General features: G+C 70.9%; 13 protein-coding genes and 4 tRNA genes. 9 read left to right on the plus strand and 8 right to left on the minus strand.

Annotated elements, in window-relative coordinates:
• Positions 1–25 precede the first annotated feature (25 nt).
• A complete protein-coding gene (purF, locus tag ACIRBX_RS07395) occupies positions 26–1,606 on the plus strand; it encodes an amidophosphoribosyltransferase (RefSeq protein ID WP_402294322.1) in 1,581 nt (526 codons plus the stop codon).
• 83 nt (positions 1,607–1,689) lie between these two features.
• Positions 1,690–2,775 carry a phosphoribosylformylglycinamidine cyclo-ligase gene (purM, locus tag ACIRBX_RS07400; RefSeq protein ID WP_402294324.1) on the plus strand — a complete coding sequence of 362 codons (1,086 nt, stop codon included), beginning with the start codon at positions 1,690–1,692 and terminating at the stop codon, positions 2,773–2,775.
• A 123-nt stretch (positions 2,776–2,898) separates the two neighbouring features.
• On the opposite strand, the gene ACIRBX_RS07405 is transcribed toward purM, so the two are convergent.
• Together ACIRBX_RS07405 and ACIRBX_RS07410 are read right to left on the minus strand one after the other, a co-directional pair.
• Positions 2,899–3,138 (minus strand): DUF3073 domain-containing protein, encoded by a 240-nt coding sequence (locus tag ACIRBX_RS07405; RefSeq protein WP_402294326.1) that lies wholly within the window; start codon positions 3,136–3,138, stop codon positions 2,899–2,901.
• A gap of 347 nt (positions 3,139–3,485) precedes the next feature.
• Complete coding sequence (locus tag ACIRBX_RS07410; protein WP_402294328.1) at positions 3,486–4,661, minus strand: Glu/Leu/Phe/Val dehydrogenase dimerization domain-containing protein; 1,176 nt, start codon at positions 4,659–4,661, stop codon at positions 3,486–3,488.
• Between the two features lie 167 nt (positions 4,662–4,828).
• On the opposite strand from ACIRBX_RS07410, the gene ACIRBX_RS07415 reads away from it, so the two are divergent.
• Both ACIRBX_RS07415 and bldC read left to right on the plus strand, forming a co-directional pair.
• A complete protein-coding gene (locus tag ACIRBX_RS07415; RefSeq protein ID WP_402294329.1) occupies positions 4,829–5,713 on the plus strand; it encodes a hypothetical protein in 885 nt (294 codons plus the stop codon).
• Between the two features lie 515 nt (positions 5,714–6,228).
• Entirely contained in the window at positions 6,229–6,435 is a 207-nt protein-coding gene (gene bldC / locus ACIRBX_RS07420; protein WP_014137253.1) for a developmental transcriptional regulator BldC, read from the plus strand.
• A gap of 343 nt (positions 6,436–6,778) precedes the next feature.
• On the opposite strand, the gene ACIRBX_RS07425 is transcribed toward bldC, so the two are convergent.
• Together ACIRBX_RS07425 and hrpA are read right to left on the minus strand one after the other, a co-directional pair.
• Positions 6,779–6,852, minus strand: a tRNA-Asp gene (locus ACIRBX_RS07425).
• A 106-nt stretch (positions 6,853–6,958) separates the two neighbouring features.
• The gene (gene hrpA / locus ACIRBX_RS07430) at positions 6,959–10,933 is read right to left on the minus strand and encodes an ATP-dependent RNA helicase HrpA (protein ID WP_402294331.1); all 3,975 of its coding nucleotides are present in this window, start codon (positions 10,931–10,933) and stop codon (positions 6,959–6,961) included.
• A gap of 201 nt (positions 10,934–11,134) precedes the next feature.
• Between hrpA and ACIRBX_RS07435 the strand changes: the two genes are divergently transcribed.
• The 3 genes from ACIRBX_RS07435 to ACIRBX_RS07445 all read left to right on the plus strand — a co-directional run bounded on the left by ACIRBX_RS07435 (position 11,135) and on the right by ACIRBX_RS07445 (position 13,585).
• Positions 11,135–11,944 (plus strand): class I SAM-dependent methyltransferase, encoded by an 810-nt coding sequence (locus tag ACIRBX_RS07435; protein WP_402294332.1) that lies wholly within the window; start codon positions 11,135–11,137, stop codon positions 11,942–11,944.
• A 127-nt stretch (positions 11,945–12,071) separates the two neighbouring features.
• Positions 12,072–12,425, plus strand: a complete 354-nt coding sequence (locus tag ACIRBX_RS07440; protein WP_402294334.1) for a WXG100 family type VII secretion target — start codon at positions 12,072–12,074, stop codon at positions 12,423–12,425.
• Positions 12,426–12,502: 77 nt separating this feature from the next.
• The gene (locus ACIRBX_RS07445) at positions 12,503–13,585 is read left to right on the plus strand and encodes a hypothetical protein (RefSeq protein ID WP_402294336.1); all 1,083 of its coding nucleotides are present in this window, start codon (positions 12,503–12,505) and stop codon (positions 13,583–13,585) included.
• 109 nt (positions 13,586–13,694) lie between these two features.
• On the opposite strand, the gene ACIRBX_RS07450 is transcribed toward ACIRBX_RS07445, so the two are convergent.
• From ACIRBX_RS07450 to ACIRBX_RS07465, 4 genes are all read right to left on the minus strand, one after another.
• Positions 13,695–13,768: transfer RNA gene (locus ACIRBX_RS07450), tRNA-Phe, on the minus strand.
• Positions 13,769–13,795: 27 nt separating this feature from the next.
• Positions 13,796–13,869, minus strand: a tRNA-Asp gene (locus tag ACIRBX_RS07455).
• A 52-nt stretch (positions 13,870–13,921) separates the two neighbouring features.
• A tRNA-Glu gene (locus ACIRBX_RS07460) sits at positions 13,922–13,994 on the minus strand.
• A gap of 119 nt (positions 13,995–14,113) precedes the next feature.
• On the minus strand, positions 14,114–14,455 hold the full coding sequence (locus ACIRBX_RS07465) for a metallopeptidase family protein (protein WP_402295260.1): 342 nt from the start codon (positions 14,453–14,455) through the stop codon (positions 14,114–14,116).
• Positions 14,456–14,554: 99 nt separating this feature from the next.
• On the opposite strand from ACIRBX_RS07465, the gene crcB (ACIRBX_RS07470) reads away from it, so the two are divergent.
• Positions 14,555–14,989, plus strand: a complete 435-nt coding sequence (gene crcB, locus ACIRBX_RS07470; RefSeq protein WP_402294338.1) for a fluoride efflux transporter CrcB — start codon at positions 14,555–14,557, stop codon at positions 14,987–14,989.
• Complete coding sequence (gene crcB / locus ACIRBX_RS07475) at positions 14,986–15,342, plus strand: fluoride efflux transporter CrcB (protein WP_402294340.1); 357 nt, start codon at positions 14,986–14,988, stop codon at positions 15,340–15,342. Before crcB (ACIRBX_RS07470) ends, crcB (ACIRBX_RS07475) begins: the two co-directional genes overlap by 4 nt.
• The last annotated feature ends 215 nt before the right edge of the window (positions 15,343–15,557 follow it).

The raw sequence follows: 15,557 nt of genomic DNA on the forward strand, positions 1-15,557 counted from the left end.
ACGGAACTGCCCTAGACTCGTTGACGTGCCACGTGGTGACGGAAGACTCAACCACGATCTTCTTCCCGGCGAGAAAGGCCCTCAGGACGCTTGCGGCGTCTTCGGGGTCTGGGCTCCCGGCGAGGAGGTCGCCAAGCTCACGTACTTCGGCCTCTATGCCCTGCAGCACCGCGGTCAGGAATCCGCGGGCATCGCAGTGAGCAACGGCTCCCAGATTCTCGTCTTCAAGGACATGGGGCTCGTCTCCCAGGTCTTCGACGAGACCTCCCTGGGGTCGTTGCACGGGCATATCGCCGTCGGACATGCCCGCTACTCGACCACCGGGTCCTCGGTCTGGGAGAACGCCCAGCCGACCTTCCGGGCGACCGTGCACGGCTCGCTCGCGCTCGGTCACAACGGGAACCTGGTCAACACCGCGGAGCTCGCCGCGATGGTCGCCGAGCTGCCCGGTGAGGAGCACGTCTCGCGCTCCGGCCGGTCCGCCGCGACCAACGACACCGACCTGGTGACGGCGCTGCTCGCGGGCTACCCGGAGCTCTCCATCGAGGAGACCGCGAAGCAGGTGCTGCCCAAGGTCAAGGGCGCCTTCTCGCTGGTCTTCATGGACGAGCACACCCTCTACGCGGCCCGTGACCCGCAGGGCATCCGCCCGCTGGTGCTCGGCCGCCTGGAGCGCGGCTGGGTGGTCGCCTCGGAGACGGCGGCGCTCGACATCTGCGGCGCCTCCTTCATCCGCGAGGTGGAGCCCGGCGAGCTGATCGCCATCGACGAGAACGGCATGCGGACCTCCCGCTTCGCCGAGGCCAAGCCCAAGGGCTGCGTCTTCGAGTACGTCTACCTGGCCCGCCCGGACACCACCATCGCCGGCCGGAACGTGCACCTCTCCCGGGTGGAGATGGGCCGCCGGCTCGCCAAGGAGGCGCCCGTCGAGGCCGACCTGGTGATAGCCACCCCCGAGTCCGGCACCCCCGCCGCGATCGGGTACGCGGAGGCCAGCGGCATCCCGTACGGCTCCGGCCTGGTGAAGAACGCCTACGTGGGCCGCACCTTCATCCAGCCCAGCCAGACCATCCGCCAGCTCGGCATCCGCCTCAAGCTCAACCCGCTGCGCGAGGTCATCCAGGGCAAGCGCCTGGTGGTGGTGGACGACTCCATCGTCCGCGGCAACACCCAGCGCGCCCTGGTCCGGATGCTCCGCGAGGCCGGCGCGGCCGAGGTCCACATCCGGATCTCCTCGCCGCCGGTCAAGTGGCCCTGCTTCTTCGGCATCGACTTCGCCACCCGCGCGGAGCTGATCGCCAACGGCATGACGGTGGAGGAGATCGGCCGCACCCTCGGTGCGGACTCGCTCGCCTACATCTCGATCGACGGCATGATCGAGGCCACCACGATCCCCAAGGACCGGCTCTGCCGGGCCTGCTTCGACGGCGAGTACCCGATGGAGCTGCCGGACCCGGCGCTGCTCGGCAAGCTCCTGCTGGAGGCGGAGATCGCCGGCGGCAAGCAGCAGCCGGCCGTCCGGGGCAAGGCCACCGGCTCCGACCTGGACGGTGTCCAGTCGCTGCTCGGCGGCCACGGCGCGGCGGACGCGCTCCGCAGGCCCTGATCCACCCGCCGCCCCGGCCCTCCCAGGCCGGGGCGGCGCAGTTCTCGTACACCCCCACCCCTGACCCGAAAGGGCCACAGCACGTGACCAGCAACCAGAGCGGTGCCACCTACGCCGCCGCAGGTGTCGACATCGAGGCCGGCGACCGTGCGGTCGAGCTGATGAAGCAGTGGGTGAAGAAGGCCGACCGCCCCGAGGTGGTCGGCGGCCTCGGCGGCTTCGCCGGGCTCTTCGACGCCTCCGCCTTCAAGCGCTACGAGCGCCCGCTGCTGGCCTCGGCGACCGACGGGGTCGGGACCAAGGTGGCCATCGCGCAGGCGATGGACAAGCACGACACGATCGGCCACGACCTGGTCGGCATGGTCGTCGACGACCTGGTGGTCTGCGGCGCCGAGCCGCTCTTCATGACCGACTACATCTGCGTGGGCAAGGTCGTCCCGGAGCGCGTCGCGGCCATCGTCAAGGGCATCGCGGAGGGCTGCACGCTGGCCGGCTGCGCGCTGGTCGGCGGCGAGACCGCCGAGCACCCGGGCCTGCTCGGCCCCGACGACTACGACGTCGCGGGCGCCGGCACCGGTGTGGTGGAGGCCGACAAGCTGCTCGGGGCCGAGCGCGTCCGGGCCGGCGACGTGGTGATCGCGATGGCCGCCTCGGGCCTGCACTCCAACGGCTACTCGCTGGTCCGCCACGTGCTGCTGAACCAGGCCAAGTGGTCGCTGGACCGCCGGGTCGAGGAGTTCGGCCGCACCCTCGGCGAGGAGCTGCTGGAGCCCACCCGGATCTACTCGCTGGACTGCCTGGCGCTCACCCGGGCGACCGAGGTCCACGCCTTCTCGCACGTCACCGGCGGCGGCCTGGCGGCCAACCTGGCCCGGGTCATGCCGGCCGGCCTGCACGCCCGCCTGGACCGCGGCACCTGGTCCCCGCTGCCGGTCTTCCAGACCGTGGCCAAGGTCGGCAACATGGCCGCCCTGGAGATCGAGAAGACCCTGAACATGGGCGTCGGCATGGTGGCCGTGGTGCCGCCGGAGTCGGTCGACGTGGTGCTCTCGATCCTGGCGGACCGGGACGTCGAGGCCTGGCTGCTGGGCGACGTGGTGGAGCGCACCGACGAGCACGCGGACGGCGCGGCGCTGTACAACGCCTACGACGGCTTCGAGCTGCTCTGACCGTCCGTCCGAAGGGCCCCTCCGGGGGCCCTTCGGCATGTCGGGGGCCGGCCCGCCGCCGGGAACGCCGAAGACCGGCTCGGCACCCTGGCGGGTGGCCGAGCCGGTCTTCCGAGGACGTGGTCAGCGACGACCGGGCTGCGTGCCCGAGTCGGCTTCCTCGTCGTCGTAGTCGTTGTAGCGATCCGCGTACGCCGCGTACGGGTCGTCATCCTCGACCGGCTCCGGCTTGACCGGAGCAGGCGGTGGAGGTGTCGATACGCCCAACTCGCTGGACAGACGGTTGGCGTCGAACCCGCCGCTGTTGTACTTCAGCTCGCGGGCGACCTTCGTCTGCTTGGCCTTGGCCCGGCCGCGCCCCATGGGTCGACCCCCTCAACGATGGGGCTCACGGCCCCGAGTCTGACACGTATCCATGATCAGGTGCGGTCCTGCCCGAAGTGGGAGAACCGTCCCTTGGAGCATTAACGGTACCTGTTTCCGTCGCCGAACGGTACGTCACCCGTGTGACGTGGCGCGCAGCTCCACCCCTCGAAACGAGGTCGTTCCAGGTCACGAGGGGGATTTCGGGCTTTCGCAGGCCGTTCAGAGCCTGCCCAGGTCCGTTGTTCCAGCACCGATTATCCCCCTGCGGGGGGCTCAGGATCGCCCGATCGGGCTACCGAACGAGAATCCGGTTCCACATCGTGACCCTGAGCCCCGGGCGGGGCTCAGCCCCGGCGGGCGCCGGGCAGCAGCACCGAGCGGAGCGCGCTGATCTCGCGCATCCGCTTCTCGGCCAGGCGGTCGGCCGCGACGGCCGGCGGGACGCCGTCGGCGGCGGCCCGGGTGAAGATCTCCAGGGTGGTGTCGAAGATCCTGGTGGCCTTGTTCTTGGCCCGCTCGAAGTCGTAGCCGCCCTTGTGCATGGACTCGAACTCGTCGGCCACCTGGATCACGCCGCCGGAGTTCACCAGGTAGTCGGGCGCGTAGAGGATGCCGCGGCCGGCCAGGTCCTTCTCCACGCCGGGGTGCGCCAGCTGGTTGTTGGCCGCGCCGCAGACCAGCGAGGTGCCGGCCGCGCCGAGCGCGGCCACCGTGTGGTCGTCCAGCGCGCCGCCGAGCGCGCAGGGGGCGTAGACGTCCAGGGCCGAGCCGAGCAGGGCGGCGGTGTCGGCCACCACCTCGACGTCGGGGTGGGCGGCCCGGACCCGGTTCACGGCGGCCTCGGAGACGTCCGTGACGACCACGGTGGCGCCGTCCGCGACCAGGTGGCCGACCAGGTAGTGGCCGACCTTGCCGACGCCGGAGACGCCGACCCGCCTGCCGCGCAGGGTGGGCTGGCCCCAGCGGGCCTGTGCGGAGGCGCGCATGCCCTGGAAGACGCCGTAGGCGGTCAGGACCGAGGAGTCCCCGGCCCCGCCGTGCTCGGGCGAGCGGCCGGTGGCGTACTCGGTCTCGCGGGCGATCACGTCCATGTCCTGGACGTAGGTGCCGACGTCGCAGGCGGTGACGTACCGGCCGCGCAGCGACTCGACGAAGCGGCCGTAGGCGCGGAGCAGCGCCTCGTTCTTGGCGGTGTTCGGGTCGCCGATGATGACGGCCTTGCCGCCGCCGAGGTCGAGGCCGGCCAGCGCGTTCTTGTAGCTCATCCCGCGCGAGAGGTTGAGCGCGTCCTCGAGCGCCGCCTCCTCGGAGGCGTAGGGGTAGAAGCGGGTGCCGCCGAGGGCCGGGCCCAGGGCGGTGGAGTGGATGGCGATGATGGCCTTGAGGCCGGAGGAGCGGTCGTGGCAGAGCACGACCTGCTCGTGGCCGTCGCCCGGGGCGCCGTCCTGCTCGGTGCGGAAGATCCTGCTCAGCACGCCGGGTGCGGGGTGCGGGGCGGACGCGGTCTGTACGTCGGTCACTGTGGTGACTCCAGTATCTGTGGCCCACTGCTGTGGTGTGGGCGCCTGCCGAAAGCGTAGTGCGGCGGAGGGGGCCGGGCTGCCCTTCGGGAGGGGCGCAATCCGGCCGTCACGGGGCGCGGGGAATCAGCGGCGTTCCCGGGCCCGGAGGGGGCCTCCGTGCGACGATGCGAGACGTGACCGCCGTGCGCACATCAGTGCTCCCGCCCTACGCCGCGCACCTGCGCGTGTACGAGCCGCTGGCCGCCTACGCGGGGCCGGAGCGGACCCGCTGGCAGTCCTACGCGGCCCGCTACGGCCCGGACGCGGCGGAGCCCGGCCAGGCGGTGGCCCCGGCGGTGCTGGCCGAGCAGCGCGGGGCGCTGGCCGAGCTGCTGGCCCGGACGCCCCGGCCGCTGCCCGAGCGGGAGACCGAGCGGGCCTTCGTGCGGGTGGTGGACGGGGTCACCTACGTCTGTCCCTGGGCCACCCGGCTGCGCAGCTGGCAGGCGCTGGAGGAGCTGACCGAGCAGCTGCCCGCGGCGCTGCTGGACACCGTGCTGCCGCCGGCCGTGCGGGCCGCCGCGCAGGCCGACCGGGAGCGCTGGCGGGCGGCCCATCCGGACGCCCGGCCGTGGATCCTGACGAACCGTTGGGAGGTGCCGGTCCGCTGGTTCCTGCCCTTCGGCACCGAGGACCGCTGCCACCTGCCTGCCGAGCCGGGCGGGGCACCGGCCGCCCTCTTCTACCTGACCCCGATGGCCCAGGCCCGCCGCCGGGTGGCCCGGGGGTACCGGGCCCTGCGCGAGCGGGTGCCGAGCGCGGCGCTGGCGGGCGGGGTGGAGGAGCTCGGGCGCTGGCTGGAGGAGTTCCACCCGCGCTCGCTGGTGGAGTTGGACTACGGGGGCTTGGTGCACCTGCTGGGGGCGGCCCTGGCGGAGGAGGACTCGGTGGGGGAGATCGAGGCCGGGGTGGCCGCGCTGCGGGCGGGGGACGGACGGGAGGCGGCCCGGATGTACGAGTCGGTGACCGAGCGGTGGCGGCGGGTCCACGCGCTCCGGTACGCCAGCTGACGGTGGTTCAGGCCCCGGAGCGGGCACTGATGTCAGCAGGGCGGGTGATGATGGTTGGGACCTTTGGTGTCGATGATCGGGACCTAGGTCCCGGTTCGGGTCAATACCCCTCGAACGTGACACTACTCACCGTTGACGCTTACTTACGCCTATGTGTAAAAATGGGACAACCAGCCCAAGTTAACTCTGGTGTGTCCACTTTTGAGTGGATCTGACGGCAGTGCGCTCTTTGTGGGGAAACAGTGGGACTGGTCCCCTCATAACCGCTTGTCACCAATTGGTGACTGTCCGTTATGGGGTAGTCCATGGCCATCCGTCGTGCTTGAACCCGTGAGGGGTCAATTTTGGCGGTTTGGCCGATGGGACTGGACGAATGGTGTAGTTGTAGACACCAGGACAAGCCGTTCGTCCTATTACCGACTCGGCCCGGCTATGCCATTTCGGGCATCGCGGGTCAAGGTGCAGAATTTGAAGGATAGAACCGCCCTGGTTCGGTTCTCCCGAGGAGGCCGCTCATGACCGCTCGTACCCCTGACGCCGAGCCCCTGCTGACGCCGGCAGAGGTCGCCACCATGTTCCGCGTGGACCCGAAGACGGTCACTCGCTGGGCCAAGGCCGGCAAGCTCACGTCCATCCGCACCCTCGGCGGCCACCGCCGGTACCGCGAGGCGGAGGTGCGTGCCCTGCTGGCCGGTATTCCGGCGCAGCGTACCGAAGCCTGACAGGGGCCCTTGGGGGCCCTGTAGAACGCTCACCGCAAGGGGCCGTGCCCCTGACTCCGCCGGGTCAGGGATGCGGCCCCTTCGGCATGTCCGGAATGCAGTGTTCCCATTGGGGCTGGAGTGAGGTGGGGGAATTGGGGGTAATTACATGTGCAATTTTACATATTAAATTAGGCGGGGGAGGGAGGGGGGTGTGGCTGTCCGGTCTCAAGAAAAGATAAGTGACGACGCTCACAGGGGCGTCGGCTTGTGGTCTAGACCTGCTTGGCGTACCGCTGACGCCCGGTCAGCCGGGCAAAACGAAGAGACCCGGAACCTTGCGGTTCCGGGTCTCCCCTGACTGCGATCCTGACGGGACTTGAACCCGCGACCTCCACCTTGACAGGGTGGCGAGCTAACCAACTGCTCCACAGGACCAGGATGTTGCTTGGTCGATCTGTCTTGTTCGCCTGCTCTCGCTTGCGAACAAGACAGATCGTACTGCATGTGCGGGGTCCAGGTAAAACCGGCTCCGCCCGGGCCCCTAGAGCGTCGTCGAGGCCGCCTCCATCGCCTTGAGGACGCGCTTCTCCGAGACCGGGGTCGGGGTGCCGAGACCCTGGGCGAAGAAGCTCACCCGGAGCTCCTCGATCATCCAGCGGACCGCCCGCAGCTCGGGCGAGGGCTCCTGGCCGGCCGGGACCTTGGCCAGCAGCTCGCCGTAGGCGTCCTGGAGCTGCTGGACCTTGGCCAGGTGCTGGAGGTCGCGCTGCGGGTGGTTGGGCAGCGCCTCCAGCCGGCGGTCCACCGCGAGCAGGTAGCGCTTGAGGTCGGGCAGGCGCTGCCAGCCGGTGGCGGTCACGAAGCCGGGGTGCACCAGGGAGGCCAGGTGCAGCCGGACGTCGTTGACGGCGGAGAGCAGCACCGGGCTGGAGACCGACTTGAGCCGGGTGGACGCCTTGTGGAAGGCGATCAGGGCGGTGGCGGTCTTCAGGGTGGTGTCGGCGGACAACTCGTACAGGTCGGCGCGGACCTTGTCGTAGAGCTTGGTGAAGGCCGCCTCGTCCCAGGCCGGGCCGCCGTGCAGGGTCATCAGACGGTCGGTGGCAGCCGAGACCACGTCCTCGAACAGCGCCGCGATCGAGCCGTGCGGGCTGTGCGACAGGGCCAGCTTGGCCTGGTTCCCCAGCCGGCCCTGGATGGCCTTGGCGGGGGAGTTGACGGTCAGCATCAGCAGCCGCCGGGTGCCCGCCCACATCGCCTGCTGCTGGGCCTCGGGGGTGTCGAAGAGCCGGATGGCCACCGAGGTCCCCTCGTCCACCAGCGCCGGGTAGGCGCGCAGCGAGTGGCCCCGGGAGCGCTGCTCGAAGGTGCGCTGGAGCACCGGCAGGTCGGCCGGCCAGGAGGTCAGGCCGGTGCGCTCGATGCCCTGGCCGGAGGCGGCCGAGGAGAGCGTCTCCTTGAGCTTGGGCTTGAGCTTGAGCCGGAGGTCCTCCAGGTCCTTGGACTCGGCCAGCTTCTTCTTGCCGTCCACCACCCGGAAGGTGATCCGCAGGTGGTCCGGCACGCGCTCGTCGTCCCAGGCCTCCGGCGGGATGGTGATGGCGGTCATCCGCTTGAGGATCCGCTCCAGGGTGGGCAGCAGCGGCTCCTGACGGTCCCTCACCTGCCGCAGTGCGGCGGCGGCGAAGTCCGGGGCGGGCACGAAGTTGCGCCGGATCGCCTTGGGCAGGGCCCGGATGTACGCGGTGACCAGCTCGGCCCGCAGGCCCGGGATCTGCCAGTCGAAGCCCTCGGCGGTCACCTGGTTGAGGACCGGGAGCGGGATGTGGACGGTGACGCCGTCGGCGTCACTGCCGGGCTCGAACTGGTAGGTCAGCTTGAACTTCAGCTTCCCCTGCTGCCAGTAGTCCGGGTAGTCGGCCTCGGTGACGCCGCCGGCCGCGTCGTTGATGAGCATCGACTTCTCGAAGTTGAGCAGGTCCGGCTGCTCGTGCCGGGCCTTCTTCCACCAGGCGTCGAAGTGCCGGGTGGAGACGATCTCCTCCGGCAGCCGGGCGTCGTAGAAGTCGAACAGGGTCTGGTCGTCCACCATGATGTCGCGGCGGCGGGCCCTGGCCTCCAGCTCCTCGACCTCGCTGAGCAGCTTGCGGTTCTCGCCCCAGAACCGGTGGTGGGTCTCCCAGTCGCCCTCGACCAGCGCGTTGCGGATGAACAGCTCGCGGCAGAGCTCCGGGTCGATCCGGCCGTAGTTGATCTTGCGCTGGGCGACGATCGGCACGCCGTAGAGGGTGACCTTCTCGAAGGCCATCACCGCGCCGGCCTTCTTCTCCCAGTGCGGCTCGCTGTAGCTGCGCTTGATCAGGTGGCCGGCCAGCGGCTCCACCCACTCCGGCTCGATCTTGGCGTTCATCCGGGCCCACAGCCGGGAGGTCTCCACCAGCTCGGCGGACATCACCCAGCGCGGGGGCTTCTTGAACAGGCCGGAGCCCGGGAAGATCGCGAAGCGCGCGCCCCGGGCGCCGCCGTACTCGCGCTTCTCCACGTCGTACAGGCCGAGGTGCGAGAGCAGGCCGGTGAGCAGTGCCTGGTGAATCCGGTCGCCGTCCGGCTCGGCGTCCGGGTGCGGCTCGTCGAAGGAGACCCCGAGCTGCTTGGCGACGGTGCGCAGCTGGGTGTAGAGGTCCTGCCACTCCCGTATCCGCAGGTAGTTGAGGAACTCGGACTTGCACATCCGGCGGAAGGCGGAGGAGGAGAGCTCGCGCTGCTGCTCCCTGACGTAGCGCCAGATCGCCAGGAAGGCCAGGAAGTCGGAGGTCTCCGAGTTGAACCGGCGGTGCTTCTCGTCGGCCGCCTGGCGCTTCTCGGCCGGGCGCTCGCGCGGGTCCTGGATGGAGAGCGCGGCGGCGATCACCATCACGTCCCGGGTCACGCCCAGGCGGTCGGCCTCGATCACCATCCGGGCCATCCGCGGGTCGACCGGGAGCTGGGCCAGCTTGCGGCCGAGCGGGGTGAGCCGCTTGCGGTGGTCCTTCTCGTCCGGGTCGAGGGCGCCCAGCTCGTGCAGCAGGCTGACGCCGTCCTTGATGTTCCGGGAGTCCGGCGGGTCGAGGAACGGGAAGGCGGCGATGTCGCCGAGGCCGGCCGCAGTCATCTGCAGGATGACCGAGGCGAGGTTGGTGCGCAGGATCTCGGCGTCGGTGAACTCGGGGCGGGAGAGGAAGTCCTCCTCCGAGTAGAGCCGGATGCAGATGCCGTCCGAGGTACGGCCGCAGCGGCCCTTGCGCTGGTTCGCGCTGGCCTGGCTGATCGCCTCGATCGGCAGGCGCTGGACCTTGGTGCGGTGGCTGTAGCGGGAGATCCGGGCGGTGCCCGGGTCGATCACGTACTTGATGCCCGGGACGGTGAGGGAGGTCTCGGCGACGTTGGTCGCCAGCACGATCCGGCGGGAGGTGGAGCGCTGGAAGACCCGGTGCTGCTCGGCCGAGCTCAGCCGGGCGTAGAGCGGCAGCACCTCGGTGAACCTGAGCTTCAGCTTCTCCAGCGCGTCGGCGGTGTCCCGGATCTCGCGCTCGCCGGAGAGGAAGACCAGGATGTCGCCGGGGCCCTCGGCCTGGAGCTCCTGGGCCGCGTCGCAGATCGCCTGGATCTGGTCGCGGTCCCGGTCGATCTCCTCGCCGTCCTCGTCCTCCTCGATGACCGGGCGGTAGCGGACCTCGACCGGATAGGTGCGGCCGGAGACCTCGATGATCGGGGCGTCGCCGAAGTGCTCGGCGAACCGCTCCGGGTCGATGGTCGCGGAGGTGATCACGACCTTGAGGTCGGGGCGGCGGGGGAGCAGCTGCTTGAGGTAGCCGAGCAGGAAGTCGATGTTGAGGCTGCGCTCGTGCGCCTCGTCGATGATCAGGGTGTCGTACTGGCGCAGGTCCCGGTCGGTCTGGATCTCGGCCAGCAGGATGCCGTCCGTCATCAGCTTCACCAGGGTGTTCGGCCCGGCCTGGTCGGTGAACCGGACCTTCCAGCCGACCGCCTCGCCGAGCGGGGTGTCCAGCTCCTCGGCCACCCGCTCGGCCACCGTCCGGGCGGCGATCCGGCGCGGCTGGGTGTGGCCGATCAGGCCCTTGACGCCGCGACCCAGCTCCAGGCAGATCTTCGGGATCTGGGTGGTCTTGCCGGAGCCGGTCTCGCCCGCGACGATCACCACCTGGTGGTCCCGGACGGCGGCCAGGATGTCGTCCTTCTTCTGGCTGACCGGCAGTTCGGCGGGGTAGCGGATGACCGGCACCGAGGCGGTGCGCTGGGCGATCCGCTGCTCGGCCCGGTCGATCTCGACGGCCAGCTCGGCCGCGATCGCCTCCCGGGCCTCGGCCTTGCGGACCCGCCGGGCACCGTCCAGCCGGCGGCCGATCCGCTGCTGGTCACGCAGCGTCAGCTCGGGCAGCCGGGCGGCCAGCTCCCCGATGCTGGGTGCCTTCGGCGCTTCGGCGGGCTGGGCTACGGGAGAACTCACTGCGGACATCCCTCTAGGTTCGCAAGGAGGAGCGGGCGGACGCACCTCGGTTTTCGAGCCCCTCCAGTGTCACAGACCGCCCGGCGCGATCTCCGTCCGCCGTGGTGCCGCCGGTCCAGGTGGAGCCGAACGGGCCTGGGCGGCGTCCTGAGCGGTGAGGATCCGAGCGGTGATGAACCGAGCGGTGGCGAACCGGGACGAGGGGATGACGTGCAGGAATTCGACGTGCACGAGCGGCGGATGTGGGGCGGTGCCGGGGTCGCCGACGCGTACGCGCGGGGCTTTGCCGGGCTCTGCGCCGGGGCGGTGCCCGCGCTGCTGGAGGCGGCCGGGGCCGGCCCCGGGGTGCGGCTGCTGGACGTGGGCACCGGCACCGGCAACGTGGCGGCGGCCGCCCTGGCGCTGGGCGCCCGGGTGACGGCGGTGGACGCCGAACCGCAGATGGTGAAGACCGCCGCCGAGCGACTGCCCGGGGTGCCCGTCTCGCTCGCCAGGCTTCCGGAACTCCCCTTCGGTGAAGGTGAGTTCGATGCCGTGGTGGCCAACTTCGTGGTCAACCACGTGGCCGACCCGGTGGCTGCGCTGGCCGAGCTGCGCCGGGTGGTGCGCCCCGGCGGGCGGGTGGCCGTCACGCTCTGGCACGCGGAGGGGAACCGGGCGATGGACCTCTTCGGCCGGGTGCTGGACGCCGGAGAGGTGGAGCGCCCCGTCTTCCCGCCGGTGCCGGTGGCCTTCGAGCGCACGCCGGACGGGCTGGCCGGGCTGCTCGCCGAGGCGGGCTGGGCGGAGCCGGCCGGCCGGGAGCTGTCCTGGACCTACCGGGTGGACCCGGAGGACTGGTGGGCCGGTCCGGCCGGCGGGGTGGCCAACATCGGCCTGGTGGTGACCGGACTGCCGGCCCAGCGGGTGGCCGGGCTCAAGCGGGAGTACGACCGGCTGGCCGGCGAGCAGGCCGGCCCGGACGGCCGGCTGGCGCTGGAGGCGGTCGCCGTGCTGGCCGGCGGGGTCCGCTCGTTGTAGCTGTGCCGGGCCGGTGGGCGGTCCCGGTGGGTCGTCCTGGCGGGGTCCGCCCCGTCGGGGTGGTCCGATAGCCTTTTGACGGATTGTCATCCTTTTCTTTTCGATCCGAGGTTCCGGGGGAGCAGCTTTGAACTTCTTCAGCGCGGCATGGGACGACGCCGTCGGTCTGGTGACTTCGGGCGCCAAGCTGGTCAAGGACATCATCATGGCCCCGGCCGAGATCGCCCGCTGGGCGCTCGGCGAGATGTTCGGCGGCGGTGAGGACGAGCTGAACCAGATCGCCGCCGAACTGGCCGAGCTGGGCAAGGAGTTCGACAAGCTCGGCCAGGACATCAATTCCGCCCTCGGGCAGCTGACCTGGCACGGACCGGCGGCCGACGCCTTCGTCAACCACGCCCAGGGCCGGGTCCGGGAGATCTCCGGGGTCGCCGACGAACTCGACGGGCTGAGCCAGTCGGTCAAGCGGCTCGCCAGCTTCTGAGCCTGTGCGGCCGGTGCCCGTAGGGCCCGGAACGCTCCGACAGCGCATTCACCAGGACGACAAGGGGTACGGGGACCATGGCCGGTGAGCAGTTCGGCGTCCAGTTGCAGGAGCTCGGCAGGATCCAGCAGGACTGGCAGGAGGCCAGTCGGAAGATGGCCGAGCTCCAGGCGAAGCTCGGGAAGATCCAGTCCACCCTGGCCAAGGCGGTCGCCGTCGACCTGTCGGTCAGCCCGCTCGCGGGCATAGCCGGCTTCGCCATCGCCTACGACGTGCTGAGCGACGCGAAGGAGGTGGAGACGCGGGCGCGGCACCTGATGGAGACCAAGGAGAAGCTCAGCCAGGGCATCGCCCAGGACGCCGAGAAGATCAAGTCGGTCATCAAGGAGTACACCGAAGCGGAGCGGAAGGTGCACGACGAGATGAAGGACAAGGAGAAGAAGCAGCCCCCCTCCACCGGGATCGACGGCGTCGGGGACAAGGGCAGCGGCAGTGGCGGCAGCAGCGGTAGTGGCAGCGGCGGCCACGGCAGCGGCAGTGGCAGTGGTGGCGGCAGTGGCGGGGACACCGGCGGCGGAGGCGGTGGCGGCAGCACCCGCCCGGACGGCAACGGTGACCACAGCAAGTACAAGGACCACACCACCGGCGACAAGAACGTCCGCTACATCAACGGCAACAGCTGGGAGGACTGGGCCCGGGGCAAGGACTCCTACGGCCAGCACCCGCGCAACGGCGAGGGCAAGGGCGCCCTGGTCCGCCCCCCGATGGACGGCCTCTCCGACGAGCGCCACGACATCCTCGAACGGGCCATGAAGCGCGTCGACATGAAGCTCGGCTACAGCCAGGGCGCCATCACCGACCAGTACCGGGTCGACTGCTCCGGCTTCGTCAGCGCCGCCTGGGGCCTGCCCCCCGGCGGCTACGGCGGGCTCAACACCACCGCCCTGATGGACCCGAGCGTCTCGGAGCGGATCTCCAAGAACGACCTCAAGCCGGGCGACGCCCTGATCAACAACGGCCACACCATCCTCTTCGGCGGCTGGGTGGACGAGTCCCACACCAAGTACATAGCCATCGAGAACGCCAGCCGCTCCGGCACCGTCTCGCGGGTGGCCACCATGGGGACCGAGTATGGCTTCTACCGCCGCAAGGACCTCTGACCCACCCTCAGCACCTTCCCGGCCCGGGGCCCTTCGCGGCCCCGGGCCGCTCCGGCGCGCAGAGGGAAACAGAAGAGCCCCGCAGCTCGCGCTGCGGGGCTCTCGACTGTGGCCAGGGCCGGGGTCGAACCGGCGACCTTCCGCTTTTCAGGCGGACGCTCGTACCAACTGAGCTACCTGGCCGTACTGCACCGTCCCTTACGGGACGAGCGATCCTGACGGGACTTGAACCCGCGACCTCCACCTTGACAGGGTGGCGAGCTAACCAACTGCTCCACAGGACCTGGTCGGACTGATGTCCGGTCTTGCTGCACTGACTGTACTACGGGTACTGCGTGCCCCCAACGGGATTCGAACCCGTGCTACCGCCTTGAAAGGGCGACGTCCTGGGCCACTAGACGATGAGGGCTTGCGGCCCGCCCGGGTGACTCGCACCGGTCGGGGACGTGAGAAGCATATGGGATGCCGGTCGGGAACGCCAAAACGGTTTCGGGCGGGGGTGGGCGGGTCGCGGGGGCGGTCGCAGGGTCAGGACCAGCCGAGTTCGTGCAGCTCGTGGTCGTCGAAGCCGAAGTGGTGGGCGATCTCGTGGATCACGGTGGTGCGGACCTCGGCCACGATCTCCTCGTGCGTCCCGCACATCCGGAGGGTCGGCCCCATGTAGACGATGATCCGGTCGGGCAGCACTCCGGCGTACCACTCGCCGCGTTCGGTCAGCGGGGTGCCCTCGTAGAGGCCGAGCAGGTCGGGGTCGGAGGGGTCGGGCTCGTCCTCGACGAACACCGCGACGTTGTCCATCATCGCCGCGAGCTGCGGCGGGATCTGGTCGAGGGCGTCGGCGACCAGCGTCTCGAACTCGTCCCGGGTCATGTCCACCGGACCATTGTCGGGCGTGGGGTGACGGTGTGCCAGATCATCCGCGTCGGTGGTTCCGGCGGCGGCCGGGGACGGTGGTGCTTGACTGGGGTGGTGCGGGAGAGGGTGGAGCGACGGGAGTGGCGGCGGGGCGAGGGCCCGGTCGTGCTGGTGGTCGCCCTCGGCGGGGTGCTCGGGGCGCTGGCCCGGTACGGGGCCGGGTTGTGCCGGCCGGTGGCGGCGGGGGCCTTCCCCTGGGGCACGCTGGGGATCAACGTGACCGGATGCGCGGCGATGGGCGTGCTGATGGTGCTGGTCACCGAGGTGCGGCAGCGGCACCGGCTGGTCCGGCCGTTCCTGGGCACCGGGGTGCTCGGCGGCTTCACCACCTTCTCGGCCTACGCGCTGGACGTGCACCGGTTGGCCGACGGCGGCCGGCTGCCGCTCGCGGCGGCGTACGCCGCCGCCACCGTGCTGGGTGCGTTGGGGGCGGTGTGGGCGGCGGCCGGGGTGACCCGGCGGCTGGCCGGCGGGAGGAGGTCCTCGTGAACTGGCTGCTGGTGGCGGCGGGCGCGCTGGTCGGGGCCCCGCTGCGGTACCTGACGGACCGTGGGCTGAAGGCGCGGTACGGGGCGGAGCTGCCCTGGGGCACCTTCGCGGTGAACGTGGCCGGCTCGCTGCTGCTCGGCCTGGTGGCCGGGGCCTGCGGCAGCCGGGGGCAGCTGCTGCTGGGCACCGGGCTGTGCGGGGCGCTGACCACCTACTCGACCTTCTCCTGGGAGACGCTGCGGCTGGCCGAGGCCGGGCCGTGGCGAGGGGCGGCGCTGCTGAATGTGCTCGGCACGCTGGTGGCCGGACTGGCGGCGGTCTGGGCCGGGGCGGGGCTGGCGCAGGCGCTCTGAGCCGTCCGAGGGGCCGGGGTGCCGACCCGGGACGATCCGTGGTGGCTTCGAGGTCGGTGAGGGGCGGCTCCGGGTGGCTCCAGGCCGCTCGGGGCGGCTCGGGGCAGCGCGCGGTGGTCGGCGGCAGCGCGCACCGGGGGCGTACGGATGTTCGCGCGAGCCCCGGGCGCAGCTCCGGTTGCGCACGGGTGTTCTGACGGTCGGTCGGATGCCGG

The sequence above is a fragment of the Kitasatospora sp. NPDC096147 genome, assembly GCF_044763225.1.
Lineage (GTDB): Bacteria > Actinomycetota > Actinomycetes > Streptomycetales > Streptomycetaceae > Kitasatospora.

Excerpts from the sequence above, each read along its gene's own strand:
- ACIRBX_RS07465 (WP_402295260.1), bottom strand. The coding sequence starts at position 14,455 with ATGACCCGGGACGAGTTCGAGACGCTGGTCGCCGACGCCCTCGACCAG.
- ACIRBX_RS07405 (WP_402294326.1), bottom strand. The coding sequence starts at position 3,138 with ATGGGGCGCGGCCGGGCCAAGGCCAAGCAGACGAAGGTCGCCCGCGAG.
- bldC (WP_014137253.1), top strand. The coding sequence starts at position 6,229 with ATGACCGCTCGTACCCCTGACGCCGAGCCCCTGCTGACGCCGGCAGAG.
- ACIRBX_RS07445 (WP_402294336.1), top strand. The coding sequence starts at position 12,503 with ATGGCCGGTGAGCAGTTCGGCGTCCAGTTGCAGGAGCTCGGCAGGATC.
- hrpA (WP_402294331.1), bottom strand. The coding sequence starts at position 10,933 with ATGTCCGCAGTGAGTTCTCCCGTAGCCCAGCCCGCCGAAGCGCCGAAG.
- ACIRBX_RS07415 (WP_402294329.1), top strand. The coding sequence starts at position 4,829 with ATGCGAGACGTGACCGCCGTGCGCACATCAGTGCTCCCGCCCTACGCC.